This window comes from Bartonella sp. AD13SXNS (assembly GCF_042196465.1).
Lineage (GTDB): Bacteria > Pseudomonadota > Alphaproteobacteria > Rhizobiales > Rhizobiaceae > Bartonella.
Genome location: NZ_JBHIQI010000019.1, coordinates 1 through 16,989 on the forward strand (window position 1 = coordinate 1; position 16,989 = coordinate 16,989).

Here is a 16,989-nt window from a genome sequence, read left to right on the forward strand (position 1 = left end):
TTTAAAGAATTGATGATTTTTGCGATCTTTTTTAGAAACCAGCGTAATGAGAGAGAAAGTCTGCCGTGAGAAAAAGAAGGAGCAGCTTTTTGCTTTTGCAGCCATTGGTCCTGATGTTTGAACGGAAGCTGGCAGTGGTAAGGGGAAAGCCATAGAGTACGTGATCACTAAATTTTATCCCGTTATAGGAATATCGGATTTTATAAGCTATAGAGAAGGCTATACCGAGGGGATGGGGGGCTCTGAAGTCTTAAAGAGAAGATTGGATAATCTTCAGAGCACAAAATTATATGTCTACTAGAAAAAATAAGGGCCTTCTTGTATCTCATGTGCTTCTTATTCCACACCGTTCCAAAGCTAGTATCTCTAGCCTCAGTACAACGAGGTACAAATCGGATGATGTCTTACCCTACCTTAAATATACTTTTGTGAAAATTACTTTAAAGGTCGTGTGTTAGCTTATGCAAAATCTTTTATGGAAAGAGCTTATTGCTCTAAGAGATAAGCAGATCTATATCAACAATACATTATTAAACTTCCAGCGAACCATTCATATCAAGCTTATTTTGATCAATTTGAATATCACTGTGCTTGGTATATTTAATACTTTCCCTTGATTTCATCTCTTTAGCAGCCAATTCAATAACATTTTTTACTTTATCAAGTGAAATATTCATATATTCCCCCCTTAATTGATAAAATACAGATAATTTAAATATAAAAAACTACCAATTTTCTACACTTAGCATGGATTTATTTTTTTTGTCAAATGTCATGTTGTTTGAAAATATTTCTTATTCTTTTTGAAATTATATCATTGTTGTTTTGAGGCGTTTTTTAGCAATATCATTGAAGAGGGTATTCGCTTTTTTTCTTAACAACAAAGAGATGCGTGATTTTTTTGCTCTTTTCTTTGAAGGGATATACTGCATATAATGAAGAGCTCTCTATGTTTTCTTAAAAAGATAGATTGTTCTCTTTGAGGATTTTTGATTTTTTAAGGGCAATGAGTACAATATTCTCTCATTATTTGTGTATTCTGCTTTCAAGTTTGAACTTCGAAAGACTTTGTTTTTTTATATTGTAAGGTCGTGTATAAGTTGCCATTTACGCAAAAAGCTTTTCAAGCAGGTGCAAAAAAAGCTGTACAGATTGTACAGCTTTTTATTGGTTTTATACTTTCTGAGCTATAAGTATTTAAAGCGTGAAAAAGTCTCTGCGACTTCTGTACCCATAATAGCCAAAAACGCTGGAAATTACGGCACCTATGAGGCTTCCTAAAAAGCCCCACCATCCCATATTGGAGGCTGTTTTTGTGGCTTTAGTTGCAGTGTTTTTTGCTCCCTTGATAGTATCCTCAAGATTGTCTGAGAGTGTTTCTGCCCGTTCTTCAAGGGCTTTTATGGCTTTTTCAGTTTTTTCCTCTGCGCTTTGATAGAGTTGAACGGCACGGTTGGCTGCTGTTTGTGCATCCGCACGGGTCATGCCATCCTTCATAAGCGCGTTGATGATATCACTTCGATCAAATTTTGTCGTGAGATCTTCTACACGATCAGACAGGCGTTCACCAAGATTTTTTAAAGTGGTGCGATAGTGAGACGGATCATTTTTAAAAGCCGTTATCGCAGAACCAATATCATTGAGTGCAGCCTGATAGGTTTGTTTTAAGCGATTAGCATTGAGAGCAGGAATATCGCTTTTATTGAACAGAGTGTGTAACTCATTGCCAAGTTGGTCAAAATTGATATCATTGTCACTATTTTTTGCAAAAAACTTTTCAAGACTTTCACTGTTTAATTTTGCAAGTATAGGGGACATATTGTTTTTTAGGCTGTCAACGGTTTGTTGGACCATGGAGCTGTTTTCTAGAGCCGTTTTAGCTCCTATCTTTGCTGTACTTGAAACGACGTGGATGGCTTGGAGGGTCATCAACAATGTTATGAGAGCCCAAGTGAGAAAGCCATGAAGAATCCCTGATGATTCAGCAAAACGTCCAGCTACAAAGCCTCCCAAGGCTAGGCTAATCAGTGTAACGATAACGGAACCCACGCCAAAGGAGAGGAAAGAGCCTTCAAATGGGGTTGAAGAAGTGAAATCCATTTGGCTTAAGCCTAAAGCGGCGACCAGAAAAGAGAGGCAGATTGAGGTGGCAAGAGCCGTCACCAGTCCCGCAAAGATTGCGGACCATGAAATGGGTGTGTGAAAGAATGGATACTTTTCTTCTAGAGATGTTTCTCCTAGAAAATTGGTATCGAATGGTGTATTTTCAGGAATGCGAGTTTCCATGTTTTATCTCCTTGAATATGCTGGAGATACAATGCCTTTTGGCTAATTATGTTCCAAAAGGGAATAGATATGTGCCAAAAAGGACAGAAAACATTGAAAACAAGACGGTGATCATTACTTAAAATTCTTCTTACATGACTCCAGTCTAGAACTGATAATATCAGTTTATCGAGAATTTTAGTTGATGGGGGGATAAACGGTCTATGGGGAATAAAAGAATGGCTCTCTTTTCCCGTTCTGTACTGCAATGTTTAAAAGATTGAATGTCGTTGTGAAGTTTAACCTTTCCCCCTTAGCTTAAAAGTAAGCTCTCTTAATGCTTTTCTTTCAAGTAATGTCCCGGATACTGCTGAGGAAAACTTTGTAAACGCTTTTCCATCATTGATTATGTTTGAAGGTAAAAAGTAAAATTCTGGAGTCTTTATTTTATTATTCATTTTTTTGTAAAAACAGCGCGTCTTCTAAAATTTTAGTTTTTTATATTGTACTTATAATTAAAAGAATGCTTCAATTATTCAAAATAAATATCAAAAGTATTCAATTCAAAAAGCTATGAGAGATAAAAGAGAAGGAAGAAACATTAGTGTTCTAAGCTGTTTTTCCTTCTCTTATTGCTCTATATCAAAACAATGCTAGAAAACTTTTCTAAGTTCTTTGAGTAAAAACTCCCAAAACCAGAGAGGAAAGTTGAAAAGTTTTGAGACAATGTCCAAAAGTTTCGAGATTCTCTCCAAAGGTTGTTTTTTAGTTTCGCCCGCAGTTTTTTTATACGATGTAAGAGCACTTTGATTTGAGAGATAAATTTGGTTCGATGGACCATCTTGTATTAAGAAAGTGCATTTTGTAAAGGTCATGCGTTCCACCTTTATGACGTAGGGATTATGAACTGTAATCGGTTCATAGGTGCTACAGGTTTTCACTTTTGCATTTGCAGTTGTCATGGATTCTGTTTCAAATGTATTTGTATAAAGGTTACTTGTGCGTTTTTCGGGTTTACTGTCGATTAAAATACATTCATCCATTATGCTTTTTATGGGTGCATTTACTTTGTTTATAAAGTTTTTGAGATGTTTAGAAAATTGAGTTTCTAAGGATAGGATTTTTAGGGATGGGATTTTTATGATTGTATTCATTTTATCAAGTTTTTTTAATACTTTTTTTATTAAAGGCCCGTAAATGTCTTTAATGTTTAAAAAATCACGAACACCAAGTTTACTGATGGCATTATAGGACCACCCTGAAAGACATGCGATCATTTCAATTGATTGCTCGTCACCTTCTTTGCTCTGTATTGCTTTTAAATCTTTAAATTTCGGGCGGCGTAAGGTGATTTCTGTGTATGTCTTTCCTTCCACTTTAATAGGTCCAAGTAATTGGTACGTGGCTCGTTCTGTTATATTCATTAATAGCTTCTCCTTGCTTTCTACATTAGATGCAGAATGATTCGTCAAATTTTTATTATATCATGTTTGTCAATAGCTTAGGCAATAAACTTTGTGCTGGCTATGTAGAATGAAATTCTAACAAAATGGACAAGATGAATTTAGATTTTAGAGCGAGATAGAAGCACAATTTGCTTTATGATATTAGTGGGCTATTAAGTTTATTTGCTCAATTATTTGTGTTGATAAAGACTTCTCCATGAGCCATTATTATATGCTGTATTGTTACAATAATATTTGCGTGGGGAGTTTTGAGGAAAGGGAGTTTGTGGCTTCTTTTTTCTTTGAGCGTTGTAAACCACTTCTGATAAAAGATGTTGTCGGGAAAGTGATGTTGTTATCATGGAGAGGGATAGTGTTTGGGAGCGTTTTTGTTGATGATATCAATGAAAAAAAGCTGATGAAGATAGGGCAACATGAATACAACAAAATGCGCTATTTCGGATTGGGAAATATATCTCTAAAGGGGAGTTTTGATCTTTTAGCTTCTTTTGCGTATAGTTTTAAAATTGCGATTTGCTATGCTTTAAAATTAATTATAAAGTGAAGCACTAAGTGTTTATTTACGTGTTGAGTGTGTGCGTGCGGATCATACACTGGATTTATGTATCAACAAGCTGAATTATTCTCGAATAAAGTAAAAGAATAAAGAAAATTGATTATTTTATTCCCTGTGGATAAAGTTAAAATAGCTTTATATTTATAAATATAAATTATTATTTTTCTATAAACGTAAAATTTAAATATTTTTAAATTTAAGAAATGTGACTTTCCTGATGAAACATAAATATACATTACCATTCATTATACTTATCGTATGTTTATCGACGGGAGGATTGATTTCTACCGATATTTTTTTACCGGCACTGGGCGATATGCGTCAATATTATCAAGTGACACAATCTCAAATTCAAAGTGCAGTGGCGGTTTTTTTGTTGGCATTGGCACTTGGACAGCTCATTTATGGGCCGCTGAGTGATAATTTTGGGCGTAAAAAAACACTTCTATTGGGCTTATTCTTGTGGTTATTTACGACACTTGGTGTGATTTATACGGTTCATATTCACGCTTTTCTTGTGTTACGTTTTTTGCAAGGTCTTGGTGCTTGTGCGGGACTTGTCTTAAGTCGTGCAATTATCAATGATTTGTTGGATAAAAAAGCGGCTGGAAAACTTTATTTGATTGTTTTCCCTTTTATTGGAATGTCGCCAGCACTTGCACCTTTCATTGGTGGACTTTTGATACAAGCTTTTCATTGGCAGGCAACTTTTATCTTTTTAAGCTTTTTTATATTTTTGACCATTTTGCTATGTTGTTTTGTGCTAAGCGAAACTCTACCCCCTCAAAAACGGCAGCATTTTTCTCCTGTAGGATTGATGAAGGCATATTTAGGCGTTTTCAGAAACAAACAATTTATTTTTTATGCACTTATTCCCTGTTTTTCTTACGCTGCCTATTTTGCTTATATTGTGGAGTCGCCTTTTTTACTCACGACTTTGGGGTTATCACCGATACACATTAGTTATAGCTATATTGGTGTCTCGTTTCCCTATATTTTGGGAAATCTTTTGGCGCGATGGTTTTTTGAACGCGAGTCTATGGAAAAAACTGTGGGGAGAGGGTACATTATTTTTGTGATAGGTGGTGTGCTGTTTGCTTTGCAAATGTATCTAAGCCCATGGCCCCTTGTGACAAGTTTTATCGCTATTGCTGTTCTTACTTTTGGCAATGGTTTTTTATTGCCGTTAGGAACAGCGTTGGCTATTTCATCGCATCCGAAAGCTGCGGGAGCGGCTTCTGGTGTTATGGGATCTTTGCAATTAGGAAGTGCGGCACTCAGTGCAGCGGTTATCGGAAAAATCTCTGGTCATAGCCCACGGGCTATGGCAACTTTGTTAGCTGTGTGTTGTATGATTGGTTTTATCATTTATATTCAAAAAGCGCGTCATTTTATGACTTCAGAAATAAGCTGAGTAAATGATAAAAAGAAAGCATTATGCGGAAATGCTTTTGATGTTTTACACAAATGGGGCACCTGTACATTAGATGAATTTTTTTATTAAGTTGCTTGATTGCGTGGGGTTAAATTTGTCACAGGCTTAGTGTGCGTTTAACAAATCGCTGATTACGGGGGGGAAGCTTATGAGTTTAGAATTTCAACATATCTGTATTTTCATGATAGTGGGTGGGAAGAGTTTCTGCTCTAATGCATGTTTAAAATAAGGGGAGGAATTGATCAATGAGCCTTCCTATTATTATTCTTTCTCCTGTAATGCCAATTTGGGATGGTGGTGTTTTTTGTTCTCCATTGACAAAGCTATGTTCAACAAAAGGATTCCCTGTCACTCTGCTGGATACGCTTTCTCTTTTTCCTAAGAGTTCTCATGTTCTCAATTATTCTGCTGTAGACATTTTATCTTTTATGGCAGAAAAACTTAAAAGCTATTTTAAAGAGCCCGCAGTGCTTGTGGGATTTTCTATGGCTGGAACATTGGTACAAATATTGGCAGCTCAGCTTCCCAATGTTCAAGCGGTGCTTGCTGTGAATGCACCTGGCTATCCAGATAAGGTTTTGCAACGGCGCCTTGGAGATATTCTTTCCTCCTTAGAAAACAATGATTTATCGGGGGCTTTGGAAATACTCAATGGTTTTATGCATCCTTCTGGCATTATGAAAAAAAGAGCCTTATTGGAGATTCCTGATGAACAAAAAAGCGTGGCAATTGAACGCATGATAAGAGGCTTTAAACTCTTATTAAAAATAGATGCTAGAGATGAAATAGTTAAGTATAAGGGGAAGTTTTTAGCTTTAGTGGGAGAAAAGTCGCAACTTGCAACGGTAGATAATCAGACAGAAAGTCATAATCTGAACCATGAATATAAGATTATCTCTGGTGCTGGTACGCGTTTGTGGGAGGATAATCCTACTATGACGGATGCAGTCATTGATGAGTGGATGGAGGGATTATGAAAAAGAAAGTTCTTGTATTACCTGGTGATGGGATAGGACCAGAGATTTGTGATGCTGCGCTGATGGTTTTAGAGCAATTCCAATTGCCGATTGAATTGACTTATGGTGATATTGGTTTTGAATGTTGGAAACAGGAAGGAGCTTCTGTTCCTCAAGCGACTTGGCAAAAAATTACTCAGAGTGATGCTATTTTACTTGGTGCTGTGACCAGTAAAGGAAAAGAAGCGGCTTTAAAAGAACTTGCTCCGCATTTAAAAGAGAAAAACCTTGCCTATGTTTCTCCCGCACTTCAACTTCGCCAAAAGTTAGGTTTGTTTGCGAATATACGTCCTGTAAGATACATCTTTGGTCCGAGAAAACCTTTTCATTTTTGTGTTATCAGAGAAAATAGTGAAGGCCTTTATGCTGGATTGGATTTTCGGGGTATTTCTCCTGAAACAGCCGTTTGGCTAAAACATCCAAATTTGACAAAATATGGGCTTGAGGAAGCTGCGTGGACAGTCCGTTTGCAGACACGCTTTGGTTTAGAGCGGTTATTTGAATACGCTTTTTCTTATGCAAGGAAATATAGCTTTAGGCGAGTTACTTTTGCTGATAAGCCCAATGTTATGCGAGAAAGTGGACAGTTTGCTCAGGAAATTTTTGAGAAGATTGCGCAAAACTATCCGGAAATTGAAGCAGATATTCATAATGTTGATGCGGTTGCTTTATGGATTGTAACCAAGCCAGAGCAGTTTGGTGTGATTGTTGCTGAAAATATGTTTGGCGATATTCTCTCTGATCTTGGCTCTGGAGTCATGGGAGGATTAGGGCTTGCACCTAGTGCGAACGTGGGGAGCGAGATTGCTTATTTTGAACCTGTTCATGGAAGCGCACCACGTATTGTTGGACAAAATAAAGCCAATCCTTCTGCGATGCTTTATACCACGGCTTTACTCTTAGAGCATTTAGGCTTTAAAGATGCAGCAAAACAACTGTCTGAGAGTGTTGATCAGGTTATTCGTGCTGGAAAAACCGTTACCTATGATCTTGGAGGTGTAGCCTCTACCCGTCAAATGGCTGAAGCTGTTCGCAATTCTCTTATGAATCCTGTCTTTGTTTGTCGTGCGGCGATTATTACCGTTGGTGATGAACTCCTTTCAGGACAATATTTGAATACGAACTTACAAGATTTAAGCCAAAGCTTGAACAAGAGAAATATTCAAGTCACACGTCATTTTGTTTGTGCTGATCAATTACAGCAAATCAGTGAGACTGTTGTTTCTTGTCTTGGACAAGAAGATCTTATCATTATCAGTGGGGGATTGGGACCAACATCAGATGATAAAACACGTGATGGAGTTGCTCAAGCTGTAAAGCAGCCTTTACTACATCATGAAGATGTTTGGCAAACAATAAAGGGTCAATTACAACGATTAGGGATTACGGCGGATAAGAGTAATGCACGTCAAGCATTGTTTCCTGAGACAGCAACCGTGCTTGATAATCCTACAGGCACAGCACCAGGCTTTTATCTCTCTTGCGATGGAAGTACGCTTGTTGTTTTGCCTGGTCCACCATCACAGGCTCTTGCGCTTTTAGAGAATTATTTAGAACACAACGAGAAGAAATATTTTTCTGTATCGCGTGCGGGGTATGCATGGACTTTGATTGGAATTGATGAAAGTACCATTGCGCAGTGGGTTGATGATCATCTTGAAAATGAACCCTTTGAACGGCATTTTTTATGGAAAAGTCCCTATGTTTTGGTGCAACTGGTTGCTCAATCAGAAGCACCCTTGGAACAACATTTCGTGGAAGAATTTGAAAATCATTTTCGTCCATATTTGGTTGGTGCAGAAATTACTACTGCTTCTAAACAATTAGCGATGCATGCAGAGGTGCGTTGGTTGGGCAATGATCCGCGGCTTTTAAAGTATTTTCAGCCCATAGAAAAAGGTAAACAAGATATTCCACTGCTTGAGGTTGAAGTGAGCCTAGAGCCTTCTTTAGAGGCATTAGAAAATCAAGCAGAAAGCCTTGGACATGCTACCATAACTATACGAATGAAAGGTTATGGTGATGATCGTATAACTTTTCCCTATACGCGACCACTTTTAGGTGTCGTCTTACAAGAATATGCAGCTTGGGCTATCTTAAAAAGATATTTGAAAACGGAGAAGAAAAAATGAACCTCTATGGGGACGTAAAAATATTTCTTAAATTATTGAACGTTCTATTATAAGAAGTATTTTGATCCTTTTCTTCAGTGGTTTTTGTCTATAGGTTAATGTTTCTTTTGATGTGTAATTAAATGAATTTGATTGATTCAAGATTAAGAAAAACTTAACGATATTAGGCTCGCTACATTCAATATTTATAATGATTAATTATGATTATAAATCAATGTATTGTCTCTTATTAACAGCATATAAAAGGAGCCCAGAGACTTGTGGGGTTGAAGTATTGTCAATAATGGAGCTTCTTTTGTCAATCAGAAAGCAATGCTGTGAAAAGATAAGAAGCAGTGTCTTTTAAAGAAAATCTTTGCAAATTTTATTGAAAAATATGCCAATGAAGCGTTGCGTGTGAATATTTTCTGTTCAGTTATCGGATAATAAATTGCTGTAAAGAGCTCATAAAATTTTTCTTTTAAGTTTTTGTGTGATTGCATGATCGTTGGGTGTTCACTTCCGAGGGGCGATATTTTTCAATTTGATAACAGGAAGAACTATTTTTTTCTGTAAGACGTGAAGATTTGAGGAGTGATCATTTTACACTTTTGTTTTCTTTTTGATTGGTCATTTGTAGGAATTTTTTTTGGGAAAAATATTTAATGCGGTGTATTTGTGAATGTGGTTAAAAACATTTTACGCGTGTGTGGAAGAAATAAAAATGTGTCTTAATTGTTGATAAGAGTGTCAATGTTTTTGATGAACAAATTTCAGTCGTAATTCTTAGTATCTAGATAGGAAGTTCAGCGGATTTTAACAGTTAGTATCCTATCTGTTGTGATGTGCAGTGGTCTTTTTAAGCAAAAAAGAAAGGGCTTTTATGTATCGGATTGATTACAATAGTTATCGTTCTGTCAAGAGTTTTAATCGTCGCGTTCGTTTTCTCGTCATGCATTATACAGCTCTTGATTTTAAAGCCTCGATTATGGCACTTACAGGAGAAAAGGTTAGTGCACACTATCTTGTTCCTGATCCTTCAGAGCAGACATATCGTGAGGCAGGCTTTAAGGATATGCGTATTTTTAATCTGGTTGATGAAAATGAGCGTGCATGGCATGCGGGTGTGAGTTCATGGGCTGGGCATAGTCAGCTCAATGATGCATCTATCGGGATTGAAATCGTTAATTTAGCGACTGGTTATTCTGAGTCTTCAGAAGAGGCAGTTGATTTTACGACTTATCATGATGAGAGGGGTATATTTCCTCCTTATAACCCAATACAAATTGATGCCGTTAAGGAACTTGCATTAAATATTCTGCAACGGTATCCCGATATTATGCCAACTGATGTTGTGGGACATAGTGATATTGCCATTGGAAGAAAAAGTGATCCAGGAGCAGCTTTTCCATGGAAAGAACTTTATAGGGCAGGTATAGGAGCATGGTACAATGACGAATTAAAAAGTCATTATCAAGAGCAATTCTCTAAGAACTTTCCATCCAAAGAAGATGTTTTGGCGAAGCTAAAATGTTATGGATATGATATTTCTGCTGCGTGTACCCAAACAGGATACAAAGATTTGATCCGAGCATTTCAACTTCATTTTCGTCAAGAAAATTATGATGGGATTCTAGATGTTGAAACAGCAGCAATTCTTTATGCATTGGTTGATAAATATTTTCCGTGAACTCAATTCATTTTAATTGAAAGATATGTTATGATCACATGTGATCTTAAGAGAAGCTGCTTTTTATTGATTGGCTTCATGTAAAAAGAGGCATTTATAGTGTAAAAACCCTATGGACAGTATAAGGCCTTTCATGAAAAAAGAAACATAACTCTACAGAAAACTCTACGGTTTGCTGAAGTAAGTTTTTCTGTTTTTTTGTCTTATATTCCGCTCTCTTTAAAAATGTGCAAAGTCAAGATGGTGAGTATAATAGAGGTATGTTCTTGGACTACAATAGAACGCCTCAAGCACTATGTCCTTGTGTTGTATAGTTATGTGTTTATTCAAATTTTTTTCAGTGTTGTATCACAACACATATTTTAGAATGACGTTTGTAAAGAGTGTAAAACTCTCTGTGAGGTGAATAGTCTGTTGCACATTTTATATTTAGTAAAAAATGCTTAAGTGCATCATACTATTTTTCAGCCCTTAATATTGCTAATGCCTTGGTTCTTGAAACGATTCATAAAAAGTGTTTCTTTTTTCATTTACACGCTAATCCTCCTTGTGAAGTGCAAGAGAATGAGCTTGATTGATTCATTATAAGGGGGGGAAATGAGAATATTTTATGATGTTAAGGTTTTTCATTAATCAATATGTTATTGAACATAAACAGAGTGCTTAGAAATTATAGAGAAAAGAGAGAGAGGCAAGATATTTATTGATAATGATAATTTATTTTTTTTTGAAATGAGCCTCCAAATTCCATAAACCTGTCTTTTCCTCTTATAAAGAATGTTTTTCCTACACCTAAAGGATGAAAATTTTTCTCAGAGCTGGTCTGTCAATAATCCGGATTTGTATCGAGAGGGCTCCACAGTGCTTTTCACTCATATGATTCAATTATATAAGGTTTTTACGGGTAAGTTCTATCTTGAATATTCATGACGCATAAATACTTCTTGTGTCAAGGAGGTGTTTGCGCCTTATATCTCCTACTCTTAAATGACGATGTTTTACGGTACAACGAGATAAAAAATGTTTGTTTTTGTCTTGCAATGAAATTAGTGTGTGAGTCAAAAATATTTTAAACAGAAGGGGAGAAGCTTTTGAGAAGCGTTCCTATGCATGAACAGCTGTAACCTTGGAAATGCGTGAGATATTCAGAGTGATTATTGGTTTTATATTGGATAAAGGTAGCGCTGTTTCTTGGCTCTTTATTCATAATATTAAAGACGAAAAGTATGGACTATGAGTTTTGTATTTTTTGTGTGCAAGGAAAGTTCGGCGACATTTAAAAAAGAGTACAAAGAAGAAGGGTATAGTGCAAAAAATAGAGGTGTAATCTTTTTAAAATTTTGAAAATATGTATTTCTTGCTTTTGAAAAAATATTTTTGATGGTCTCCAAAAGAGATTAAAGTTGTAAAGAAATCAGTTATTTAGTCTCATATTGCTCTTCTTTATGAGGCATATTCTATGTGTCTTATTCTCGTTCATAGCCAAATGCCATCGTTTAGGGCAGTTAATGTAAGGTTTATATAAAAAATTTTATATGTGAGGTGTTTTTTATTCGCGTATATGATGAATATTCATAATATGTTTTGTTTGTCTATCTTGATGAAGGGACATTGCATGAGTGGTTAGCAGATGAAATCCTCTTCAAGAAGAGCAGGGCTGTTTATAGATTTGTACGAGTAGGAGTCTTTGTTCTTTAGAAGGGGAAGAGAGCAACTATCTATTGTCTCTTTTATTGCTTTAGAGAATATTGGTATAGTTTTGACGACATGTTTCTTGATGATTATGATCTTTAATAAGGCTATATTGTAAAACATTGTGTTTTACGATGTTTATATAAGACACATTCATGCATATCAAAAATACAATGATGCTTTTTGTCTGGGGGACAGTATTTTATCTGTTTAGTGCAGTGAAACTGAATATTGAGTGCAGAACTTATCTGAGGAGCTTATGACCTAAATTAATAAAGGTTAGGTGTAAATTATCAGGAAAAATCAATTTTGTAATAAAGCAAAGGGATTTTTCATGTTTTAAAGAGCACAGGGAAGAGATTGTTTGAAGTGATGTGTCAACCGTGTGCAGTGTTCTTATCAAGCACATCAGGTTCATTTTCTGAGGATATTTTTGTGAAATTAAGTCATTTTTGTTAGGAAGATAAGAAAATAAGTATCAGGAAAAGATGTTCATGATATTTTATTTCAAAAGTAAAAACTGGCAACATAAGTTGCCAGTTTTTAAAAGCTGTAGCCTAATAGGATTAGAATGAACGCTGTAAACGGATCATCCCTTGGAAAGCATTTTTCCCATTAAAGAGATGTTTTTCGTTATTATTTGCATCTTTTATAACGCGATCATCATTCCAAGAAACATAGGTTAATTCAGGTGTAATCACAAACCCTGGAACCAACGTGTATGTAATATTTACGGAAGTTGCAAAGGTTTTTACAGCGCTATAAGAAACTTGAGCATTCAAATTTGCTTTTGGAGTAAGCTTGTAAGTGGCACCCGCCCAAGCTGCCCATTTACCACCCCAGTTTGCATAAATCGTTGTGCTGTTTCGTGATAATTCATCATTTGCATTTACTGTGTAGTAATCAATGCCGTTTTTATAACCAGCCATTACCCATAGATTGAAACGATCGTTAACATTGAAATCTGCACGTATTTTTCCAGCCCACTTTTTGTAGTAAGTATCATATGCGGTAACTGCTGAAAAGCCACCCCATTTTTGCATAAACTTTATACCTAAAACCACATTGGGTGTGTAATTTTTAATTGATTTACTCGGAAGAGTATCATTCGTGATAGAAACAAGTTTACCATCTTTATCAATGTAGTATCCTTGTGTTCCAGGAAGATCATCTGCATTATTGCCTAATTCAGCGCCGATAATAGCAGAAAAGCCGGAGTCACCACTAAAGGTGTAGGAAATAAAATTGGTGCGTGTTGTGCCAGCAGGTGCTATGCTGTCATCATTGAGAACATTTCCATAATCACCAGTCCAGCTGTTGAAAATTGTATCGTCAAGACCTACGCGAAAACCACCCAGTTCAATGTAAGCCGCTGCAAGCCTTGCACTCGCATTATCTTTACCATCCCCCCAGTTTGAATAAATTCTTGCATATGAACGAAGTGTTCCCATTTCTGTTTCAGAGGCGGCTTGAAAAACAAGGGTGAGACGTGATGCTGCGCCATAGGTATCTCTTTTGTTTTTCAGTTCAGTTTCGGTTGTTGCATCGATATTATCACCGCCTATAAAATCAGCGCGGACATTTCCTGATAAACGCATACAGGTTTCTGTTCCAGGGATATAGAAGTATCCTTTTCCATAGGCATCACAAACGCGAATATATTCTACAGGTTCAGGTTCGGCAATCGCTGTTGAAGCAGCATGAGCTCCAGAAACAGCTAAAAAAGCTGTTGTAGAGCTTAAAAAAAGGGATTTTATATTCATATGGGATCTCCGAGGTCCGGTTAAATTTCTTCTAAAGAGTACCATTTTCCTAACGCATTAAGGACAAAGACATAAGTAAAATACGCAGCACTTGTTATTTTAGCTATAACTAATCTTTTTAGAGTTTCAAATATGAAATTACCTTTTTGTAATATATACATGTACTATTCGAGATGCTGTGGTAAAAAAGACACATTTTTTGTTTTATTAACTTTTGGTCCCTATGGGATCAATAGGAGAAAAATTTTCAGATATTTGGGAAAAAAATCGAAAATGTCTTGAACTTTCTGTTGATACCATTTATGCCTCTCTGTTGGAGAGGTGGCCGAGTGGTCGAAGGCGCTCCCCTGCTAAGGGAGTAGGGCTCAAAAGGCTCTCGAGAGTTCGAATCTCTTCCTCTCCGCCATTTATTATTATAAAAGTGGTTGATTGTGTGTAGGAATTTTGTTTCAAGTGGTTTGCGTTAATTTGCTTTTCTACCAATCCCAATTTTTTGTAGCTTTTTAATTATTTCTATTGCTAGGCATTTTCTATCGGCTGTTTTGGTACAAAGCGATGCTATTTTATCTCTAGTCCAATTTATCTTTAGTCCAACCAAACAGTGCTTTCATTTGTGAAACCGTAGCGCTCTGCATTAGCCGCACATGTTGTTTCTTATTTTCGCAATCTCTGTGTTGATCTTGTTTGTATCTGTAACAACATATTGATTTATATATAATTTTTCGTTATTTAACTTAAATTAGAACTCCGAACACCGTAAAATTCTTTCTGTTCAAATCTTTTTTATCTTGAACTAATGACAATTATTTGCTCGCAGATCATAATCGGAGAGAACCGTATAAATAAAAACGATTGAGCAAAGAAAAAATGCCTCTCATGAACTGTCTCATGTGCCAAGGGCTGTCGCGCAACACCCACGAGCTGGCAAGTCCCGTGTGATGGGGTCTGGTTTGCTCTTCATAGGTGTAAAGATGGCGTGCTCAATGGATTTTTATTATTTCATAGGGGCTTTATCGTTATACCGTTCACGGGCATTATTGTGAAATGGGCTTGAGTGCTCTTTGAGAGATATCTCTAAAAAAAAGCCCGTAAATTGGTAACGCAAATGTATTTGGTTTGGGGTGTTCTATTTTGCATGAGGAGTGGAATGCCATTAAAGAATGCGATTTTTTCCTCCATAATTCCAAATATGCAAATTGTTCCTTGAATTCAAATAAATATTTTGAATTTTATTCAGTTTTTCTGCCTTAAGTTAGAGTTTTTTAGTGGTTTATAGATCAACAACTTATGGTTGTTTAGATTAAAAAATACACTAAAAAATTGCATTTAGACATAATTAAAACACATTATGATACAATCTAAAATGAGCTACCTACGTAGCCGTGGGATATTTTTCTAAATAATTGAGAATGGAGTGTGGATAATGCGGTATAAATACAAATTAAGTTTTTCAGTATTGATGATCAGTAGTTGTCTTGTGCAAATTGCAAGTACAGCTGTGAGCAGAAGTAAAGAACTAGCAATAGTAGAAGGTTTAGGAAATGGAGCAGAAATACCAAAAGGTTCAGCACTGACTCTTTCCCTTCTCAGCACCAATATTGTGGTTGGGGATGGCAGTGTTGAGATTGTTGAAAATGGAGCAACTTCTATAGGTTCCACTATTAAAAAAGGGGGGATGCAGATAGTTGTGCGTGGAGGAAATGCGATAAATGCCAAAATCCTTGGAGGTAAGCAGTTTATTCATGAAGAGAAAGGTCTTGATCTTACAAGTGTGGTTAGACGAAGTAGTGCTTCTAATACTACAGTTTCTGGGGGTAGTGGAGCAGTGGGTCAGCAGAATGTGTATGATGGGGCAGTGGTTTGGTATACGAAAGTGGGAAATAATGGAGAACAAAATCTTTACTCGGGAGAAAGAAAAGAAGGGGGTAAATCGATGTATGCTGAGATTTCTAAGAATGGCAGGCAACATGTTTTAGCACTAGGAGAATCTTTGTCCACTACCTTGAAGGATAATGCTGTTCAAGTTGTATATCCTGAAGGGTTTGTGGATACTTTAACAATTACTGATTTTGCTAGGTCATGGTTTCACTCTGGTATTCAAAAAGTCGTTGGAGAAGTAAGGGTTAATAATCATGGAGAACTTTATTTGTTTGCTGGTGATAGGACAAACCATATCACTAAGAAAAAGATTTCTATAGAAGGAAGAGCTGATGAAACAATATTTGAGGTTGGTGAACGGAATATAGGAGAAAAACCTCAGATTGAAATTGAAGATTTAGGGGGACACGGAGGAACGGTTATTTTTACTTCTATTCCGTATGATCCACGTCATATTTCACTTCATGTTGAGAAACTTTCAGGGGATTTGCATTTTCGATTTAATATGAGTGCTACATGGGATACGAGTGATTACCTGACGATTGGCGATGGCTCAGGTAATCACAAAATAAATGTTGCAGATTCTGGTACTGAAATTACAGGTCCTCTCTCACAGAAAAATGGTTGGGCTACAGAGATTAATTTAATTACTGATAAAGTTGGAGGGGCTAATTTTACTCTGGAAGACCACTCTGGAAATGACATTACAACTGTCGATGGTGGAACCTATCAGTATCAATTGCTGAAGAGAGAAAGGTGTGCTGATTCTAGTGGTTATTCTACAATTTGGTATTTAAGTAGAGTCTCTGGAGGCACGACACGTTCGAATACTGAAGGACAGTGTGTGAATAAGAAAACGAAGTTTCCTCTTGCATTGTCTGATCAAGGGGCTTCTTCTGGAGGAAAAAAGGCTGGTCGTCGTCCATCTAACAAAGAGCAACCTAAGCCACGGCCTCCACGTCATTTAAGAGAAACACAGAAGGTTTCTAGCGTTTTGGCATCTTCTTCTCAAGAAAATCAGACTCGTGTAGTGTTACCTTCATCAGTTCCTCATCCTCTTTCTGATGAAAAGCAACAAGCTGCTGTTTCAACATCTTCACCATCTTTAGCTGATCAG

9 protein-coding genes and 1 tRNA gene are annotated in these 16,989 nt (G+C 36.5%); 6 read left to right on the top strand and 4 right to left on the bottom strand.

Features of this window, described 5'->3' with window-relative positions; translation table 11 throughout:
* Positions 1 to 530: 530 nt before the first annotated feature.
* The 3 genes from ACFIMQ_RS08430 to ACFIMQ_RS08440 all read right to left on the bottom strand — a co-directional run bounded on the left by ACFIMQ_RS08430 (position 531) and on the right by ACFIMQ_RS08440 (position 3,689).
* Positions 531 to 677, bottom strand: a complete 147-nt coding sequence (locus ACFIMQ_RS08430) for a hypothetical protein (RefSeq protein ID WP_375616394.1) — start codon at positions 675 to 677, stop codon at positions 531 to 533.
* Positions 678 to 1,197: 520 nt separating this feature from the next.
* Positions 1,198 to 2,286, bottom strand: a complete 1,089-nt coding sequence (locus ACFIMQ_RS08435) for a DUF3792 domain-containing protein (RefSeq protein WP_375703814.1) — start codon at positions 2,284 to 2,286, stop codon at positions 1,198 to 1,200.
* A gap of 632 nt (positions 2,287 to 2,918) precedes the next feature.
* Positions 2,919 to 3,689: a phage tail assembly protein gene (locus ACFIMQ_RS08440; protein ID WP_375703815.1), complete on the bottom strand. Its 771-nt coding sequence runs from the start codon at positions 3,687 to 3,689 to the stop codon at positions 2,919 to 2,921.
* 815 nt (positions 3,690 to 4,504) lie between these two features.
* Here ACFIMQ_RS08440 and ACFIMQ_RS08445 point away from each other — a divergent pair.
* From ACFIMQ_RS08445 to ACFIMQ_RS08460, 4 genes are all read left to right on the top strand, one after another.
* Complete coding sequence (locus ACFIMQ_RS08445; protein ID WP_375703816.1) at positions 4,505 to 5,701, top strand: multidrug effflux MFS transporter; 1,197 nt, start codon at positions 4,505 to 4,507, stop codon at positions 5,699 to 5,701.
* 266 nt (positions 5,702 to 5,967) lie between these two features.
* On the top strand, positions 5,968 to 6,699 hold the full coding sequence (locus ACFIMQ_RS08450; RefSeq protein ID WP_375703817.1) for an alpha/beta fold hydrolase: 732 nt from the start codon (positions 5,968 to 5,970) through the stop codon (positions 6,697 to 6,699).
* The gene (locus ACFIMQ_RS08455) at positions 6,696 to 8,870 is read left to right on the top strand and encodes an isocitrate/isopropylmalate family dehydrogenase (RefSeq protein ID WP_375703818.1); all 2,175 of its coding nucleotides are present in this window, start codon (positions 6,696 to 6,698) and stop codon (positions 8,868 to 8,870) included. Before ACFIMQ_RS08450 ends, ACFIMQ_RS08455 begins: the two co-directional genes overlap by 4 nt.
* A gap of 862 nt (positions 8,871 to 9,732) precedes the next feature.
* Positions 9,733 to 10,539, top strand: coding sequence for an N-acetylmuramoyl-L-alanine amidase (locus tag ACFIMQ_RS08460; RefSeq protein WP_375703819.1), 807 nt, complete (start codon positions 9,733 to 9,735; stop codon positions 10,537 to 10,539).
* 2,258 nt (positions 10,540 to 12,797) lie between these two features.
* On the opposite strand, the gene ACFIMQ_RS08465 is transcribed toward ACFIMQ_RS08460, so the two are convergent.
* The gene (locus tag ACFIMQ_RS08465) at positions 12,798 to 13,994 is read right to left on the bottom strand and encodes a porin (protein WP_375616387.1); all 1,197 of its coding nucleotides are present in this window, start codon (positions 13,992 to 13,994) and stop codon (positions 12,798 to 12,800) included.
* A 315-nt stretch (positions 13,995 to 14,309) separates the two neighbouring features.
* On the opposite strand from ACFIMQ_RS08465, the gene ACFIMQ_RS08470 reads away from it, so the two are divergent.
* Together ACFIMQ_RS08470 and ACFIMQ_RS08475 are read left to right on the top strand one after the other, a co-directional pair.
* Positions 14,310 to 14,400, top strand: a tRNA-Ser gene (locus tag ACFIMQ_RS08470).
* 1,017 nt (positions 14,401 to 15,417) lie between these two features.
* On the top strand, positions 15,418 to 16,989 hold a 1,572-nt coding region (locus ACFIMQ_RS08475), incomplete at its 3' end, for a pertactin-like passenger domain-containing protein (protein ID WP_375703820.1).